The organism is Streptomyces avermitilis MA-4680 = NBRC 14893, from assembly GCF_000009765.2.
Lineage (GTDB): Bacteria > Actinomycetota > Actinomycetes > Streptomycetales > Streptomycetaceae > Streptomyces > Streptomyces avermitilis.
The window spans coordinates 7,582,381-7,599,651 of record NC_003155.5; the positions used below are offsets into that span (position 1 = coordinate 7,582,381).

Annotated in this window: 18 protein-coding genes; 12 read left to right on the forward strand and 6 right to left on the reverse strand. The window is 69.6% G+C overall.

The window, feature by feature from the left end:
* Positions 1-22 precede the first annotated feature (22 nt).
* Entirely contained in the window at positions 23-2,110 is a 2,088-nt protein-coding gene (gene tkt / locus SAVERM_RS32485) for a transketolase (RefSeq protein ID WP_010987715.1), read from the reverse strand.
* Between the two features lie 412 nt (positions 2,111-2,522).
* On the opposite strand from tkt, the gene SAVERM_RS32490 reads away from it, so the two are divergent.
* The 4 genes from SAVERM_RS32490 (at position 2,523) to SAVERM_RS32505 (ending at position 6,016) form a co-directional block, all read left to right on the forward strand.
* A complete protein-coding gene (locus SAVERM_RS32490) occupies positions 2,523-3,476 on the forward strand; it encodes a heme o synthase (protein ID WP_037646846.1) in 954 nt (317 codons plus the stop codon).
* A 98-nt stretch (positions 3,477-3,574) separates the two neighbouring features.
* Positions 3,575-3,931, forward strand: coding sequence for a hypothetical protein (locus SAVERM_RS32495; protein ID WP_010987717.1), 357 nt, complete (start codon positions 3,575-3,577; stop codon positions 3,929-3,931).
* 172 nt (positions 3,932-4,103) lie between these two features.
* On the forward strand, positions 4,104-5,210 hold the full coding sequence (locus SAVERM_RS32500; RefSeq protein WP_010987718.1) for an amidohydrolase family protein: 1,107 nt from the start codon (positions 4,104-4,106) through the stop codon (positions 5,208-5,210).
* Between the two features lie 41 nt (positions 5,211-5,251).
* Positions 5,252-6,016 carry a nucleotidyltransferase domain-containing protein gene (locus tag SAVERM_RS32505; RefSeq protein WP_037646847.1) on the forward strand — a complete coding sequence of 255 codons (765 nt, stop codon included), beginning with the start codon at positions 5,252-5,254 and terminating at the stop codon, positions 6,014-6,016.
* Here the strand turns inward: SAVERM_RS32505 and SAVERM_RS32510 are convergent.
* From SAVERM_RS32510 to SAVERM_RS45995, 4 genes are all read right to left on the reverse strand, one after another.
* Positions 6,003-7,010, reverse strand: coding sequence for a COX15/CtaA family protein (locus SAVERM_RS32510; protein WP_037646848.1), 1,008 nt, complete (start codon positions 7,008-7,010; stop codon positions 6,003-6,005). The genes SAVERM_RS32505 and SAVERM_RS32510 overlap by 14 nt on opposite strands.
* Before the next feature lie 67 nt (positions 7,011-7,077).
* Complete coding sequence (locus SAVERM_RS32515; RefSeq protein ID WP_042494602.1) at positions 7,078-7,794, reverse strand: ABC transporter permease; 717 nt, start codon at positions 7,792-7,794, stop codon at positions 7,078-7,080.
* Between the two features lie 50 nt (positions 7,795-7,844).
* Positions 7,845-8,768: an ABC transporter ATP-binding protein gene (locus SAVERM_RS32520; protein WP_037646954.1), complete on the reverse strand. Its 924-nt coding sequence runs from the start codon at positions 8,766-8,768 to the stop codon at positions 7,845-7,847.
* 159 nt (positions 8,769-8,927) lie between these two features.
* On the reverse strand, positions 8,928-9,119 hold the full coding sequence (locus SAVERM_RS45995) for an AAC(3) family N-acetyltransferase (protein WP_010987723.1): 192 nt from the start codon (positions 9,117-9,119) through the stop codon (positions 8,928-8,930).
* A 161-nt stretch (positions 9,120-9,280) separates the two neighbouring features.
* On the opposite strand from SAVERM_RS45995, the gene SAVERM_RS32530 reads away from it, so the two are divergent.
* The 8 genes from SAVERM_RS32530 to SAVERM_RS32565 all read left to right on the forward strand — a co-directional run bounded on the left by SAVERM_RS32530 (position 9,281) and on the right by SAVERM_RS32565 (position 15,896).
* The gene (locus SAVERM_RS32530) at positions 9,281-10,030 is read left to right on the forward strand and encodes a helix-turn-helix transcriptional regulator (RefSeq protein WP_010987724.1); all 750 of its coding nucleotides are present in this window, start codon (positions 9,281-9,283) and stop codon (positions 10,028-10,030) included.
* Positions 10,027-11,451 carry a Fe-S cluster assembly protein SufB gene (gene sufB / locus SAVERM_RS32535; protein ID WP_010987725.1) on the forward strand — a complete coding sequence of 475 codons (1,425 nt, stop codon included), beginning with the start codon at positions 10,027-10,029 and terminating at the stop codon, positions 11,449-11,451. The genes SAVERM_RS32530 and sufB overlap by 4 nt, the downstream gene beginning before the upstream one ends.
* 87 nt (positions 11,452-11,538) lie before the next feature.
* A complete protein-coding gene (gene sufD / locus SAVERM_RS32540; RefSeq protein ID WP_010987726.1) occupies positions 11,539-12,720 on the forward strand; it encodes a Fe-S cluster assembly protein SufD in 1,182 nt (393 codons plus the stop codon).
* Positions 12,720-13,040, forward strand: coding sequence for a bifunctional 3-phenylpropionate/cinnamic acid dioxygenase ferredoxin subunit (locus SAVERM_RS32545; RefSeq protein ID WP_010987727.1), 321 nt, complete (start codon positions 12,720-12,722; stop codon positions 13,038-13,040). The genes sufD and SAVERM_RS32545 overlap by 1 nt, the downstream gene beginning before the upstream one ends.
* Positions 13,041-13,047: 7 nt before the next feature.
* Positions 13,048-13,830, forward strand: coding sequence for a Fe-S cluster assembly ATPase SufC (gene sufC, locus SAVERM_RS32550; RefSeq protein WP_010987728.1), 783 nt, complete (start codon positions 13,048-13,050; stop codon positions 13,828-13,830).
* A complete protein-coding gene (locus SAVERM_RS32555; protein ID WP_010987729.1) occupies positions 13,827-15,083 on the forward strand; it encodes a cysteine desulfurase in 1,257 nt (418 codons plus the stop codon). Before sufC ends, SAVERM_RS32555 begins: the two co-directional genes overlap by 4 nt.
* Positions 15,084-15,099: 16 nt before the next feature.
* Positions 15,100-15,567 (forward strand): Fe-S cluster assembly sulfur transfer protein SufU, encoded by a 468-nt coding sequence (gene sufU / locus SAVERM_RS32560; protein WP_010987730.1) that lies wholly within the window; start codon positions 15,100-15,102, stop codon positions 15,565-15,567.
* The gene (locus tag SAVERM_RS32565; protein ID WP_010987731.1) at positions 15,564-15,896 is read left to right on the forward strand and encodes a metal-sulfur cluster assembly factor; all 333 of its coding nucleotides are present in this window, start codon (positions 15,564-15,566) and stop codon (positions 15,894-15,896) included. The genes sufU and SAVERM_RS32565 overlap by 4 nt, the downstream gene beginning before the upstream one ends.
* Before the next feature lie 100 nt (positions 15,897-15,996).
* Here SAVERM_RS32565 and SAVERM_RS32570 read toward each other — a convergent pair whose 3' ends face one another.
* Entirely contained in the window at positions 15,997-16,947 is a 951-nt protein-coding gene (locus tag SAVERM_RS32570) for an AbfB domain-containing protein (protein WP_010987732.1), read from the reverse strand.
* Positions 16,948-17,271: the final 324 nt, after the last annotated feature.

Below are 17,271 nucleotides of genomic sequence, written 5' to 3' on the forward strand. Positions count from 1 at the left end.
TCCTACGTGTCGTATATCAGCGTCAGCGCTGGGCTGCGGCGATCGATTCCCGGGCGGCGTCGGCGACGTTCTCGGGAGTGAAACCGAACTCCCGGAAGAGCACCTTGCCATCGGCCGAAGCACCGAAGTGCTCCAGCGAAACAATGCGTCCGGCGTCTCCGACGAACCGGTGCCAGGTAAGACCGATACCTGCCTCGACCGCGACCCGCGCCCTCACCGACGGCGGCAGGACGCTGTCCCGGTACCCCTGGTCCTGCTCCTCGAACCACTCCACGGACGGCATGGACACCACCCGGGTCGGCACGCCCGCGGCCTGGAGCTGCTCGCGCGCCTCGACGGCGACGTGCACCTCGGAGCCGGTGCCGATGAGAATGACCTCGGGAGCGCCGCCCTCGGCCTCGAAGAGCACGTAACCGCCCTTGGCCGCGTCCTCGTTGGGCTCGTACGTCGGTACGCCCTGACGGGTCAGCGCGAGGCCGTGCGGGGCGCCCTTGCCGAACACCTTGGTGTAGCGCTTGAGGATCTCGCGCCAGGCGATCGCCGTCTCGTTGGCGTCCGCGGGACGCACGACGTTGAGGCCGGGGATGGCGCGCAGCGAGGCGAGGTGCTCGACGGGCTGGTGGGTGGGGCCGTCCTCGCCGAGACCGATGGAGTCGTGGGTCCACACGTACGTCACCGGCAGGTGCATCAGCGCGGAGAGGCGGACGGCGTTGCGCATGTAGTCGGAGAACACCAGGAAGGTGCCGCCGTAGATACGGGTGTTGCCGTGCAGCGCGATGCCGTTCATCTCCGCGGCCATGGAGTGCTCGCGGATGCCGAAGTGGATCGTGCGGCCGTACGGGTCGGCCTCCGGCAGCGGGTTGTCCGCCGGCAGGAACGAGGAGTTCTTGTCGATCGTGGTGTTGTTCGAGCCGGCCAGGTCGGCGGAGCCGCCCCACAGCTCGGGGATGACCGCGCCGAGTGCCTGGAGGACCTTGCCGGACGCGGCACGCGTCGCGATGCCCTTGCCCACCTCGAAGACCGGGAGCTTCTCCTCCCAGCCGGCCGGCAGCTCGGTCGCGGCGATGCGCTCGTACTCGGCGGCGCGCTCCGGCTGGGCGGTGCGCCAGGCGGCGAAGCCCTTCTCCCACTCGGCCTTGGCCTCGCGGCCGCGGTCGAGGGCCTCACGGGTGTGGGCGAGGACCTCCTCGGCGACCTCGAAGCTCTTCTCCGGGTCGAAGCCGAGGACGCGCTTGGTGGCCGCGACCTCGTCCTCGCCGAGCGCCGAGCCGTGCGCGGCCTCGGTGTTCTGCGCGTGCGGCGCGGGCCAGGCGATGATCGAGCGCATCGCGATGAACGACGGCTTGTCCGTGACCGCCTTGGCGGCCTGGATCGCGTCGTAGAGGGCGTGCGGGTCGAGGTCGCCGTCCGGCTTCGGGGCCACGCGCTGCACATGCCAGCCGTACGCCTCGTAGCGCTTCACCGTGTCTTCGGAGACGGCCGTCTCGGTGTCGCCCTCGATCGAGATGTGGTTGTCGTCCCACAGCAGGACCAGGTTGCCGAGCTTCTGGTGGCCGGCCAGCGAGGACGCCTCGTGGGAGATGCCCTCCTGGAGGCAGCCGTCACCGGCGATCGCGTAGATGAAGTGGTCGAACGGGGAGGTGCCGGGTGCGGCGTCCGGGTCGAACAGACCGCGCTCGTAGCGGGAGGCCATGGCCATGCCCACCGCGTTGGCGACACCCTGGCCCAGCGGGCCGGTCGTCGTCTCCACGCCGGGCGTGTGCCCGTACTCGGGGTGGCCGGGAGTCCGGCTGCCCCAGGTCCTGAAGGACTTGAGGTCGTCCAGCTCCAGGCCGAACCCGGCCAGGTAGAGCTCGGTGTAGAGGGTCAGGGACGAGTGGCCCGCGGAAAGGACGAAACGATCGCGCCCGACCCAGTCGGGATCCGCCGGGTCGTGCCGCATCACCTTCTGGAAGAGGGTGTACGCGGCAGGCGCGAGGCTCATCGCCGTACCGGGATGGCCGTTGCCGACCTTCTGTACGGCATCGGCGGCCAGGACGCGGGCGGTGTCCACGGCCCGCTGGTCCAACTCGGTCCACTCGAGGTCTGTGGTGGTCGGCTTGGTGCTCACCCTGAGTCAGGGCTCCTCTCCACATGTTCCACATGTCATGCCGATGTGCTTGGCGCCCACCGGCCGCTGTCGAGCCTACCCCCGTAAGTACGTGCGTTTTTTCGAGTCATTCCAGACTGCCGGGACTCTCCGGGATCCGCCTCCCGACCGGTCCATTCCGCATTCGGCAGGTGAATACGGAGCCGCTCGTCCGAGTGCTCAATTGAGTGGTGATCGGCTCTTCGGAAGATGTCGTACCGAGCGGCCTCGGACGCCTCGGCCGACCTCCGGATCAGCCCTCCGCGCGGTGCCTCCCAACACGAGCCCACCCCCGCGAAGGCCGGGGTCTGGGCAACGTCTACAGTGGCGTGGTACGCGCGAGCCTTTACCGGGAGTTCACACCCGGAGGCTTGCTGGGATGTCTCTGTCAGGGGTGTACGTGACGGCCGTCGAATCCCGTCCACCGGGAGTGCTCACCACGAGCAGCAGCCGGGGCCAGCGGCCGTTTGGGGCCCGTGTAAAGGCGTTCGTGGCGCTGACCAAGCCGCGGATCATCGAGCTGTTGCTGATCACCACCGTTCCGGTGATGTTCCTGGCGGAGCAAGGGGTTCCGAGCCTGCGCCTCGTCCTGCTGACCTGCCTCGGCGGCTACCTCTCCGCGGGCGGCGCCAACGCGCTGAACATGTACATCGACCGTGACATCGACGCCCTCATGGAGCGCACCTCGCAGCGGCCGCTGGTGACCGGCATGGTCAGCCCGCGTGAGTGCCTGGCCTTCGGCATCACGCTGGCGGTCGTCTCCACGCTGCTGTTCGGTCTGACCGTCAACTGGCTGTCCGCCTGGCTGTCGCTCGGAGCGCTCCTCTTCTACGTCGTCGTCTACACGATGATCCTCAAACGGCGTACGTCGCAGAACATCGTGTGGGGCGGCATCGCGGGCTGCCTCCCGGTGCTCATCGGCTGGTCCTCGGTCACCGACTCGATGTCCTGGGCGCCGGTCATCCTCTTCCTCGTCATGTTCTTCTGGACGCCGCCGCACTACTGGCCGCTGTCCATGAAGGTGAAGGACGACTACGCGCGCGTGGGCGTGCCGATGCTGCCGGTCGTCGCCTCCAACAAGGTGGTCGCCCGCCAGATCGTGATCTACAGCTGGGTGATGGTCGGCGTCTCGCTGCTGCTCACCCCGCTCGGCTACACGGGCTGGTTCTACACCCTGGTCGCCCTGCTGGCCGGCGGTTTCTGGCTGTGGGAGGCGCACGGGCTGCAGAACCGCGCCAAGGCCGAGGTGACGGGCGGCAAGCTCAAGGAGATGCGCCTGTTCCACTGGTCCATCACCTATGTGTCGATCCTCTTCGTCGCCGTCGCGGTGGACCCCTTCCTCCGCTAGGACCCCTTCCTCCGCTAGGACACCTTCTGAGGGAGCGTGGTCAAGGCCACGCACCCCTCCCGTCGCCGTTCGATCTACCCGTCGGTAGCATCCTGGCCATGGCAGACACGCAGCAGGTTGACGAGGGCACCGACGCCAAGCAGGCCGCCAGGGCCGAGCGCAAGGCGGCCAAGCTCGCCAAGGAGATCAACGCCTTCGCCAAGACGCACGGCGGGGCCGAGGCGCATGTGGCGTACATCGGGCAGGCCGGCACCCGGATCGTGCTCGTCGGCGAGGACGACGCCTGGGGCGACCTCGTCGCACCCACGTACGCCGTCGCCGAGCAGGCGGTGGAGAAGGCCGGCGTCACGGTTCACGAGGCGTTCGACGGCGAATTCGCGGCCAAGGTGAAGACCGGGCCGTACGAGTGGACGCGCATGGCGGGGATCCAGGTGGGCGGCCCGAGCAACGGCTGACACCGCGACCGCCGCACGGTCGCGGCCGCACGGCCGGCACGCGTCGGCCGGACCCCGCGGTGTCCGGCCGACAACCATCGGACGTTCGCACGGGGTGTGCATGACCAACACCTGACGCCCGGTTCACCCGTTAGGACCTGAAGAGGCACGGTCCAGTCGCGGGGGAGTTGGGATGATCGAAACGCCGTCCCTGGTGGACCAGTACTGCCACGGCGTACTGCGTACGGAGCTGGGTCTCGGCACCTTCGAGGCCCACCTCGCCCGTACCGAGGGCCCGCCCGCCCCCGGCACCACCCTGTTCGACACCCAGACGGGTTTCGCGGTACGCCGCTGGTGTCCGCCGCTGCTCGGTCTGGAGCCGCACTGCCCGCCGGCCCGCTATCTGGCCCGACGCCGTGAACTCGGCGTTCTGGAATCGGGCCGCAGGCTGCTGCGCGGCAGCGGCATCACCACGTATCTCGTCGACACCGGGCTGCCCGGCGATCTCACCGGACCCGGCGAGATGGCCTCGGCCGGGGCCGCCGACGCGCACGAGATCGTCCGCCTCGAACTGCTCGCCGAACAGGTCGCCGACACCTCCGGCACCGTCGAGTCGTTTCTCGCCAATCTCGCCGAGTCCGTCCACGGGACCGCCGCCGACGCCGTGGCGTTCACCTCGGTCGCGGGCGTACGGCACGGACTGGCGCTCGCGCCCGAGCCGCCGGGGCCGGGGGAGGTGCGGGGCGCGGCGGGGCGCTGGCTCGCGGGCCGGAGGGTCGGCGGCCCGCTGTCGGACCCGGTCCTGCTGAGGCATCTGCTGTGGATCGCGGTGGCCTCGGGCCGGCCCCTGCAACTGCACTCCGGGCTCGGCGAACCAGGGCTGCGCATCGACCGCACCGACCCGGTCCTGCTCACCGACTTCGTCCGGGCCACCGCCGGGCTCGGCACGGACCTCGTCCTGCTGCACGGCTATCCGTACCACCGGCACGCGGCACATCTGGCCGGCGTCTTCCCGCATGTGTACGCGGACCTGGGCGCGGCGCTGGTGCGGACGGGGGCGGGGGCGGCGGCCGTGCTCTCGGAGATCCTGGAGCTGGCGCCCTTCGGCAAGATTCTCTTCTCCAGCGGGGCACATGGTCTGCCGGAACTCCATGTGGTGGGCGCACATCTCTTCCGTGCGGCGCTCGCACGGGTGCTCGGCGCCTGGGTCGCCGAGGGGGCCTGGTCGCTGGCGGACGCACAGCGGGTGGCAGGGCTCATCGCGGCGGGAAACGCGCGGCGGGTCTACGGGGTGGAGTGAACCCTCTTCACCGGAACACCAGCTGACTTCAGACTGTGCGGATGACCGATGACGCCACGGCTCGTCTCCTCGACCGCTTCCTCGCCGATCTGCGCGCCCTCGCCCCGGTCGCCGTGTGGGCGCACGGTTCGCTCGCCGGCGGCGACTACCAGGAGGGCCGCAGCGACCTCGACCTGATCGCAGTCCTGGAGGGTCCGGTCCCGCTCGGCACCGTGCGCGAGGTGGCGCGGCTGCACCGGCGGCTGCGCGCCGACGAGGCGCTCGCCGAGAAGCTGCACTGCAGCTATCTGACGCCGGACACCGTGGCCGGCGCGGAGCGGTCGCATCTCACCTGGGCGCACGACCGCCTGATGAAGCGCCCGGTCACTCCGGTCACCCGCCGGGAACTGCACGCCTTCGGCCTGGTCCTGCACGGCGAACCGCCGAAGGACCTGCTCCCGCCCACCCCGGACCGCGAACTCGACGCCTTCGTCGTACGGGACCAGAAGGAGTTCTGGCGGCCCGCGGTGCGCAAGGCCCGGCTGTGGAAGCAGTCCGTCTGGGTCGACCTGGGGATGGTCACCTTCGCCCGTGCGACCGTCACCCTGCGGGAGGGCCGCCTGATCTCCAAGAAGGAGGCCTTGGCGGCACTTCCCGGACTGGGGGCGCCCGCCGACGTGGTCGAGGACATCGGGCGGCGGAGATACGCGGACCCCGCGCCGCCCACGGAGGAGTGGACGGCACGCCGGGCCGAGCTCACGAGGGCCTACCTGGGCCCCGCCATCGACGGCCTTGTCGCCACCTACGAACCGCTCACGCGCGCGTGAGCGCCGACTCCGTCGAAGGACCCGGCAGGTCCGCCACGGCCTCGGGACGTTCGCGCAGCGACAGCAGCACCCGGAGCACGCCGATCCAGACCAGGCAGGAGCCGAGCATGTGCAGGGCGACCAGGGCCTCGGGGAGGTCCGTGAAGTACTGGACGTAACCGATGACGCCCTGCGCGAGGAGGATCAGGAACAGGTCGCGGGTGCGGTGCAGCGGGCCCTTGGGGGCGTCGACCGCCTTGAGCACGAACCACAGGGCGAAGGTCAGCGTCACCACGATCCAGGCCAGGACGGCGTGCAGCTTGCTGACGGTCTCCCAGTCCAGCGGCATGCGCTCGACGTCGCTCGAGTCACCCGCGTGCGGACCCGCACCGGTGACCACCGTGCCGACCGCGATCAGCAGCACGGAGGCGGTGACCAGGAACCACACCAGCTGCTGGACGGCCTTGCCGACCAGCGGGCGCGGTGCCCCGTCGCCCTCGCAGGCGCGCTGCCACATGAGCGTGGCGACGGCGATGAGCGCCGTGGAGAGCAGGAAGTGGGCCGCGACCGTGTAGGGGTTGAGGCCGACCAGGACCACGATGCCGCCGAGGATCGCGTTGCTCATGACGATCCAGAACTGCGCCCAGCCAAGCCGGGTGAGAGAGCGCCGCCACGGCTTCTGCGAGCGCGCCGCGATGATCGCCCAGCCGACCGCCGCGCACAGCACGTACGTCAGCATGCGGTTGCCGAACTCGATGACGCCGTGGAAGCCCATCGCGCTGGTGGTGGTCAGCGAGTCGTCGGTGCACTTGGGCCAGGTCGGGCAGCCGAGCCCGGACCCGGTCAGCCGCACGGCACCGCCGGTGACCACGATGACCACCGCCATGACGAGCGCGGCGAGGGCCGCGCGCCGAACCGTCCGGGGGGCCGGAGTCCAGCGTTCGGCGATGAGGGCGAGGGGGTTGCGCGCGGCGGCGAGGGCATCGGCACGGGTCACGTTTGGCACGCGCACCATCGTAGGCGGGACGCTTGTGCACGGTTTCACGAGGGTCCGCTCCGCCACGCCGGGTGCTCCTGGGGAGCTACTCCCAGCGGAAGAACTTCCCGGCCGCCGCCAGCCCCACGACTCCCCACACGGCGAGGATCCCCAGATCCCCCCACGGCATCCCCGCCCCGTGTTGCAGCACGTCCCGCAGCCCGTCCGAAAGGGCCGAGATCGGCAGCAGGCCGAGGACGTCCTGCGCCGCGTCCGGGAACTTGTCCAGCGGGACGATCACACCGCCGCCCACCAGAAGGAGCAGAAAGACCAGGTTCGCCGCCGCGAGTGTCGCCTCCGCCTTCAGCGTGCCCGCCATCAGCAGACCGAGGCCCGAGAAGGCGGCTGTGCCGAGGATCAGCAGCAGCAGGACGGCCAGCGGGTTGCCGTGCGGTGACCAGCCCAGGGAGAAGGCGATCGCCGTCAGCAGGATCACCTGGAGGAGCTCTGTGACGAGCACCGACGCCGTCTTCGCGGCCATCAGGCCCCAGCGGGGGAGGGGGGAGGCGGCGAGGCGCTTGAGGACCCCGTAGCGGCGCTCGAAGCCCGTCGCGATCGCCTGGCCCGTGAACGCCGTCGACATCACGGCGAGGGCGAGGATGCCAGGGGCGAGGAAGTCGACGGACCTGCCCTTGCCGGTGTCGACGATGTCCACCGAGCTGAAGAGGACCAGCAGCAGCGTCGGGATGACCACCGTCAGCAGCAGCTGCTCGCCGTTGCGCAGCAGCATCTTCGTCTCCAGCGCCGCCTGCGCCGCGATCATGCGGGGCAGCGGGGCGGCGCCGGGCTTCGGCGTGTACGTACCGGCGATGGTCACGAACGCAGCTCCTTGCCGGTCAGTTCGAGGAAGACGTCTTCGAGAGTGTGCCGCTCCACCGAGATCTTCTCCGGCATCACCCCGTGCTGCGCGCACCAGGAGGTGACGGTAGCCAGGAGCTGGGGGTCGACCTTGCCGCCCACCCGGTACGCGCCCGGTGTCAGCTCCGCGGCCGTGCAGTCCGCCGGGAGCGCCTTGAGCAGCGAGCCGACGTCGAGCCCGGGGCGGCCCATGAAGCGCAGCGTGTTCTCGGCGCCACCGCGGCACAGCTCCTCGGGAGAGCCCTGGGCGACGACCCGGCCCCCGTCGATGATCGCCACGTCGTCGGCGAGCTGCTCCGCCTCGTCCATGTGGTGGGTCGTGAGGACGACCGAGACGCCGTCCGCACGCAGGTCGCGTACGAGGTCCCAGGTCGCCCGGCGCGCCTGCGGGTCCAGGCCCGCCGTCGGCTCGTCCAGGAAGACCAGTTCCGGACGCCCCACCACGGCCATCGCCAGCGCGAGCCGCTGCTGCTGGCCGCCCGACAGACGCCGGTACGCCGTCCGGCCGCAGCTGCCGAGGCCGAGACGCTCGATCAGCGCGTCCACGTCCAGGGGGCGGGCGTGCAGCTTGGCGACATGGCGCAGCATCTCGTCCGCCCGCGCGCCGGAGTAGACCCCGCCGGACTGGAGCATCACCCCGATGCGCGGCCGCAGCGCGGAGGCTTCGCGCACCGGGTCCAGGCCCAGGACGCGCACCGTGCCGGAGTCCGGCCTCCGGTACCCCTCGCAGGTCTCGACCGTGGTGGTCTTGCCCGCACCGTTGGGGCCGAGCACGGCGGTGACACCGGCCCCGGCCACCAGGTCGAGGCTGTTCACCGCGGTCTTGTCGCCGTACCGCTTCACCAGGGCCTGGACCTGGACGACGGGGTCACTCTGCATGAGCGCCAAGTCTAGGGACGCGGCCGACGGCCTCGGTGGGCGGGGCCCCGCAGCCCCTCGTCACCCGGACGGTGCAGTGCCGGCCACCGTTTCGCGTCCGCCACGGGGAACAGGCGTACGTCCGCCGCGCCGCGTACGACGGAACGGTCCCGTTCGACGTCATGGCCCAGCCAGATGGAAGCTCGCGCACGTGTCGTAGCCCGCGCCGAGGAGCAGCACCCGGGCCCCCAACTTCGCCAGTCCGGCCGACGGGCTGCGCTCGCCGAGCCGGCAGTCGGGCGCGTGGCCGTCGAGCTGGGTGGCGACCGTGTTCCGAGTGACGAGTGGGCCGGTCGGAGGGGGTGCGGACATGGCCGGGGAGTCTTCCCGACAGCCTCCTCCGCCGCCGCCGGATTGATCGATCAGAGATCGTTTTCGCAGGTCAGTTTAGGTATGCCTAAGTGACGCAGCGCACCGCCCGGCCGGACGGGCGCGGGTTGTCAGGCCCTGAGGAATTACGCAACAATGGCGTTGTGAAAAACGTCGGCGAGGCACGGGAGACCCCCACGGGGGCCCCTCAGGAGGAACTCGCGACCGGTGAGCGCTCCACGCGCAACCGTGTCGTGCGCTCCATCCTGGACCACGGGCCGTCGACCGTCGCCGAGCTGGCCGGACGTCTCGGTCTCACCCAGGCCGCCGTCCGCCGCCATCTCGACGCACTGGTCACCGACGACATCGTGCAGCCGCGCGAGCAGCGGGTCTACGGGGCGCGTACGCGCGGCCGTCCGGCCAAGGTCTTCGCCCTGACCGACTGCGGCCGGGACGCCTTCGACCAGTCCTACGACAAGCTCGCCGCGGACGCCCTGCGCTGGATCGCCGAGCGCGAGGGCGGGGAGGAGGCGGTCGCCGCCTTCGCCCGCGCCCGGATCGCCGCCCAGGCCGCCGCGTACCGCGCGGCCGTCGAGGCCGCCGCGCCCGAGGAGCGCACCGAAGCGCTGGCCAAGGCCTTGAGCGCGGACGGGTACGCTGCTACGGCGCGCAGCGCACCGGTCGGTGAGCAGCTCTGCCAGCACCACTGCCCGGTCGCGCATGTGGCCGAGCAGTTCCCGCAGCTGTGCGAGGCGGAGACCGAGATCTTCTCCCAGCTGCTCGGTACACATGTCCAGCGGCTGGCGACCATCGCGCACGGTGACGGCGTCTGCACGACGTTCATCCCCAAGATTTCCAAGACCGATCACGGCCACAACGCATCCGCAAGCACCGCCGGGAGGAACCCCGCATGACGCTCCCCATCGAGGAGACCGCCCACCCCGAGCTCGAGGGTCTGGGCACGTACGAATACGGCTGGGCCGACTCCGACGTGGCCGGTGCCTCTGCCAAGCGCGGCATCAACGAGGACGTCGTCCGCGACATCTCCGCGAAGAAGAACGAGCCGGAGTGGATGACCAAGCTCCGCCTCAAGGGCCTGCGCCTGTTCGAGAAGAAGCCCATGCCGAACTGGGGCTCGGACCTCTCGGGCATCGACTTCGACAACATCAAGTACTTCGTGCGTTCCACGGAGAAGCAGGCGGAGTCCTGGGAGGACCTGCCCGAGGACATCAAGAACACGTACGACAAGCTCGGCATCCCGGAGGCGGAGAAGCAGCGCCTCGTCGCCGGTGTCGCGGCCCAGTACGAGTCCGAGGTCGTCTACCACCAGATCCGCGAGGACCTGGAGGAGCAGGGCGTCATCTTCCTCGACACCGACACCGCCCTGAAGGAGCACCCGGAGCTCTTCAAGGAGTACTTCGGCACGGTCATCCCGGTCGGCGACAACAAGTTCGCGTCGCTGAACACCGCGGTGTGGTCCGGCGGCTCCTTCATCTACGTGCCGAAGGGCGTGCACGTCGAGATCCCGCTCCAGGCCTACTTCCGTATCAACACGGAGAACATGGGCCAGTTCGAGCGGACCCTGATCATCGTCGACGAGGACGCCTACGTCCACTACGTCGAAGGTTGTACGGCGCCGATCTACAAGTCGGACTCCCTGCACTCCGCGGTGGTCGAGATCATCGTGAAGAAGGGCGCCCGCTGCCGTTACACGACCATCCAGAACTGGTCGAACAACGTCTACAACCTGGTCACCAAGCGCGCCGTGGCGTACGAGGGCGCGACCATGGAGTGGATCGACGGCAACATCGGCTCCAAGGTCACCATGAAGTACCCGGCCGTCTACCTGATGGGCGAGCACGCCAAGGGCGAGACCCTGTCCATCGCCTTCGCGGGCGAGGGGCAGCACCAGGACGCCGGCTCCAAGATGGTCCACATGGCGCCGAACACCTCCTCCAACATCGTCTCCAAGTCGGTGGCGCGCGGCGGTGGCCGTACCTCGTACCGCGGTCTGGTGGAGATCGGCGAGGGCGCGGCCGGATCGAAGTCCAACGTGCTGTGCGACGCGCTGCTCGTCGACACGATCTCCCGCTCCGACACGTACCCCTACGTGGACGTCCGTGAGGACGACGTGTCCATGGGCCACGAGGCGACCGTCTCCAAGGTCAGCGACGACCAGCTCTTCTACCTGATGAGCCGGGGCATGACCGAGTTCGAGGCGATGGCGATGATCGTCCGCGGCTTTGTCGAGCCGATCGCCAAGGAGCTGCCCATGGAGTACGCGCTGGAGCTCAACCGGCTGATCGAGCTGCAGATGGAAGGCGCGGTCGGTTAGGACCCGCAGTCCCCGGCAGCTTACGGCCCGCCTCTTTCGGCGGGCCGAGGATCGCAACTGACGTAGGAAGAGAGCAGACCGACAGCCATGGCTGAGGCTCAGAACATCCCCGTGGGCTCCACCACCGCGGGCCAGATCGCGGTGGCCGCCGAGTCGACCGTCGCCACGCGCATGAGCGCGCCCCCGTCCTTCGACGTGGCGGACTTCCCGGTCCCCCACGGCCGCGAGGAGGAGTGGCGGTTCACCCCGCTGGAGCGCCTGCGCGGGCTGCACGACGGCACCGCGGTCGCCACCGGCGACGGCGTGAAGGTCGACGTGAGCGCCCCCGAGGGCGTCACCGTCGAGACCGTCGGCCGTGACGACGCCCGGATCGGCAGGGCGGGCACCCCGGTGGACCGCGTCGCCGCCCAGGCGTACTCCGCGTTCGAGAAGGCCGGTGTCGTCACCGTCCCCAAGGAGACGGTGCTCACCGAGCCGATCCGCATCGCCGTGCACGGCGAGGGCGGGGTCGCCTACGGCCATCAGGTCATCGAGCTGGGAGCCTTCGCCGAGGCTGTCGTCGTCATCGACCACACCGGTGACGCCGTCCTCGCCGCCAACGTCGACTACATCCTGGGCGACGGCGCCAAGCTCACCGTCGTCTCCGTCCAGGACTGGGACGACAAGGCCGTGCACGTGGGCCAGCACAACGCGCTGATCGGCCGGGACGCCACGTTCAAGTCGTTCGTGGTCACCTTCGGCGGCGACCTCGTACGCCTGCACCCGCGCGTCGCGTACGCCGGCACGGGCGGCGAGGCCGAGCTCTTCGGTCTGTACTTCACGGACGCCGGTCAGCACCAGGAGCACCGCCTCCTGGTCGACCACAACACCCCGCACTGCAAGTCGAACGTCGCCTACAAGGGCGCGCTCCAGGGCGACGGCGCGCACGCGGTGTGGATCGGCGACGTCCTCATCGAGGCCAAGGCCGAGGGCACGGACACGTACGAGATGAACCGCAACCTGGTTCTGACCGACGGCGCCCGCGTCGACTCCGTGCCGAACCTGGAGATCGAGACCGGCGAGATCGTCGGCGCGGGCCACGCCTCGGCGACCGGCCGCTTCGACGACGAGCAGCTCTTCTACCTGATGGCCCGCGGCATCCCCGCCGACGAGGCCCGCCGACTGGTGGTCCGCGGCTTCTTCGCCGAGCTGGTCCAGCAGATCGGTGTCGCCGACATCCAGGAGCGCCTCCTCGTCAGGATCGACGAGGAGCTGGAGGCGTCGGTCTGATGACGACCTTCGTACGCGCCTGCGGGCTGAGCGAGCTGGAGGAGGACACCCCGAAGCGGGTGGAACTCGACGGCACGCCGGTCTCGGTCGTGAAGACCGAGGGGGAGGTGTTCGCGATCAACGACATCTGCTCGCACGCGAACGTCTCGCTCTCCGAGGGCGAGGTGGAGGACTGTCAGATCGAGTGCTGGCTGCACGGCTCCGCGTTCGACCTCCGCACCGGCAAGCCGTCCGGTCTTCCCGCGACGCGCCCCGTCCCCGTATATCCCGTAAAGATCGAAGGGGACGATGTGCTCGTCTCCCTCACCCAGGAGTCCTGAGGAACCCATGGCAACGCTTGAAATCCACGACCTGCACGTCACCGTCGAGGCCGACAACGCCACGAAGGAGATCCTCAAGGGCGTCGACCTCACCGTGAAGCAGGGCGAGACGCACGCCATCATGGGCCCCAACGGCTCGGGCAAGTCGACCCTCGCCTACTCGCTCGCGGGACACCCCAAGTACACGATCACCGGCGGCACCGTCACCCTCGACGGCGAGGACGTCCTGGAGATGTCCGTCGACGAGCGCGCCCGCGCGGGCCTGTTCCTGGCGATGCAGTACCCGGTCGAGGTCCCCGGCGTCTCGGTCTCCAACTTCCTCCGTACGTCCGCCACGGCCATCCGCGGCGAGGCCCCCAAGCTGCGCACCTGGGTGAAGGAGGTCAAGGAGGCCATGGAGCGCCTCAACATGGACCCGGCCTTCGCCGAGCGCAACGTGAACGAGGGCTTCTCCGGCGGTGAGAAGAAGCGCCACGAGATCCTCCAGCTCGAGCTGCTCAAGCCGAAGATCGCGATCCTCGACGAGACCGACTCCGGCCTGGACGTCGACGCCCTGCGCATCGTCTCCGAGGGCGTCAACCGAGTCCGCGAGACCGGCGAGGTGGGCACCCTCCTCATCACGCACTACACGCGCATCCTGCGCTACATCAAGCCCGACTTCGTCCACGTCTTCTCCGGCGGCCGCATCGTGGAGTCCGGCGGCGCCGAGCTCGCCGACAAGCTGGAGAACGAGGGCTACGAGGCTTACGCGAAGCACGAAGTCGACACGAAGGGTGGCGTATCCGCGTGACGCAGCTGCCGGGCCTCCTCGACACCGAGGCGATCCGCAAGGACTTCCCCATCCTGGACCGTCAGGTCCACGACGGTAAGAAGCTCGTGTACCTGGACAACGCGGCGACGTCGCAGAAGCCCCGCCAGGTGCTGGACGCTCTCAGTGGCTACTACGAGCGCTACAACGCCAACGTCCACCGCGGTGTGCATGTGCTCGCCGAGGAGGCCACGGCGCTGTACGAGGGCGCGCGCGACAAGGTCGCCGCGTTCATCAACGCGCCGAGCCGCGACGAGGTGATCTTCACCAAGAACGCCTCCGAGTCGCTCAACCTCGTGGCCAACATGCTGGGCTGGGCCGACGAGCCCTACCGCGTGGACCACGAGACCGAGATCGTCATCACCGAGATGGAGCACCACTCCAACATCGTTCCGTGGCAGCTGCTGGCGCAGCGCACGGGCGCGAAGCTGAAGTGGTTCGGCCTCACGGACGACGGCCGGCTCGACCTGTCGAACATCGACGAGATCATCACGGAGAAGACGAAGATCGTCTCCTTCGTGCTGGTGTCGAACATCCTGGGCACCGTGAACCCGGTCGAGGCGATAGTGCGCCGCGCCCAGGAGGTCGGCGCTCTGGTCTGCATCGACGCCTCGCAGGCCGCCCCGCACATGCCGATGGACGTCCAGGCCCTCCAGGCCGACTTCGTGGCCTTCACCGGCCACAAGATGTGCGGTCCGACGGGCATCGGTGTCCTCTGGGGCCGCCAGGAGCTGCTGGAGGACCTCCCGCCGTTCCTCGGCGGCGGCGAGATGATCGAGACCGTGTCGATGCACTCGTCGACGTACGCTCCCGCCCCGCACAAGTTCGAGGCGGGCACGCCTCCGATCGCGCAGGCGGTCGGTCTGGGCGCGGCGATCGACTACCTCGACTCCATCGGCATGGACAAGATCCTCGCCCATGAGCACGCGCTCACCGAGTACGCGGTCAAGCGCCTCATGGAGGTCCCGGACCTCAGGATCATCGGCCCGACGACGGCCGAGGACCGCGGCGCGGCGATCTCGTTCACGCTGGGTGACATCCACCCGCACGACGTGGGCCAGGTCCTGGACGAGCAGGGCATCGCGGTCCGGGTCGGCCACCACTGCGCCCGCCCGGTCTGCCTGCGCTACGGAATTCCTGCGACCACGCGAGCGTCGTTCTATCTGTACTCCACGCCGACCGAGATCGACGCACTGGTCGACGGCCTGGAGCACGTACGGAACTTCTTCGGCTGAGGGGCTGGCTGAGAACGTGAAGCTGGATTCGATGTACCAGGAAGTCATCCTGGACCACTACAAGCACCCGCACGGGCGCGGTCTTCGGGATGGCGACGCCGAGGTGCACCACGTCAACCCGACGTGCGGCGACGAGATCACGCTGCGCGTGAAGTACGACGGCGAAACGATCAGCGACATCTCGTACGAGGGTCAGGGCTGCTCGATCAGCCAGGCCTCCGCCTCCGTGCTGAACGAACTCCTCGTCGGCAAGGAGCTGGCCGAGGCGCAGAAGGTCCAGGAGACCTTCCTGGAGCTGATGCAGTCCAAGGGCCGGATCGAGCCGGACGACGCAATGGAGGAGGTGCTGGAGGACGCGGTCGCGTTCGCCGGTGTCTCCAAGTATCCGGCGCGGGTGAAGTGCGCCCTCCTGAGCTGGATGGCGTGGAAGGACGCGACGGCCCAGGCGCTGGGCGAGGCCGACGCCGAAAGGAAGACGGCATGAGCGAGACCATTGAGACGAAGCCGGCCTCGGAGGAAGAAGTCCGTGAGGCGCTGTACGACGTCGTCGACCCCGAGCTGGGCATCGACGTCGTCAATCTCGGCCTGATCTACGGCATTCACGTCGACGACGCGAACATCGCGACGATCGACATGACCCTGACGTCGGCGGCCTGCCCGCTCACCGACGTCATCGAGGACCAGGCCAAGTCCGCCACGGACGGCATCGTCAACGAGCTGCGTATCAACTGGGTCTGGATGCCGCCGTGGGGCCCGGACAAGATCACGGACGATGGCCGCGATCAGCTTCGGGCGCTCGGGTTCAACGTCTGACCCCGTGTGCTGACGCGCGAGGCCCCGGTGCTGATGCACCGGGGCCTCGCGCGTTTGCCGCCGCCCCCCTCGCGCGCGGGTCCGTACGGTCCGAAGAGCCTCAGTCCCAGCCCTTCACCAGCTGGAACGCGGAGTCGGCCCGGTACTGGCCGGTGTTCTCGTACGGGTCGAGGCGGAGCAGGAAGTCCTTGTGGCGCAGATAGCGGCCGGGGTAGTTCACCGACTCCAGCATGACGGCGCCGGAGTACGACGACGTGCGGGGGCAGAAGGTGGCGTCCTTCTTGAAGAGCGCGGTGCCGTCGTTGCGGTCGGCGCGCAGGCGGAACCGGGAGTGGCGCAGGTAGGTGCCGTCCGCGGTGGCGAACGAGTAGCAGGACGCGTCGGCGAGCCCCTTGACCAGTTTGAAGGTGGCGTCCTGCCTGGTCGTGGCCGAGCTGCCGGAGCTCACGGGGTCGAGCCGGCCGGTGTCACCGCCGAGATGCCAGTAGCGGTCGGGGTAGTTGACCGACCGGACGGACTTCCACACGGCGGAGGGCTTCGAGCCCGAGGACGTGCCGGTGGACGAGGCCGGCTTCGACCGCTCGGCCGCGGGCTTCGACGCGGAGCCGTGCCGGGCGGGGTCGGCCGAGGCGGAGCCGTCGGGAGTGGTCTGCGCGGCTCGCTCGCTCGACCGGCCGCTCTTGGCGCCGGGGTAGGTACTCGGCCCCGCGGAGGGGGAGGCGAACGTGAGGAGACCGGGGTCGGCCGAGTCCAGCTTGGTGTCGGCTTCCTTCGCGGCCGAGGTGTCGGCCGCGTGGTCCGTCGTGGTGAGCGCGGTCACGCAGGCGACGACGGTGGCCAGGGCGAGGGCGCCGGCCAGCCAGAGCCGTCGGGTCCCGGGTACGCGGGAGGTGTCCGGCGTACCGCCCGGCTGCCACGGCGTCGGCGGCTCCTCCGTCGGCAGCGGCAGATGCCCGGGGTGGGACGGTTCGGACGCCGGCGAACTCGCGAAGGGGCTCCACGGGCGGGGGGCGGACTCGTCCGGAGTGGGCTCGGACTGCCTTTCTGGCATGCGCTGTTCCTCCGGCGTCGCTCAGGGCGAACGCACACTTGTCGGCTGTCTTCGGCATAAGAGGAATACGAAGTCGCGGGTCCACGGAGCGGGAGGGGCTGTGAAGACCGGGTGGGCGACTGGTTGAAACAGTAACGGAAGTGGGGCTTCCGGGGCAGCCGTTTCCTTCGGTCATCTGCAGGCGGTCCGCGGGAACCGGCCGTCCCGTGACCGCTACGCGGTGATCCGTACGATCTGTGCGTCGGGGCCGCTCGCTGCCCTCCAACGCCCCTGCCGCGATGGAGAATTGAGGGACACTCAGATGGCCTGGCCTGATCACGCGAG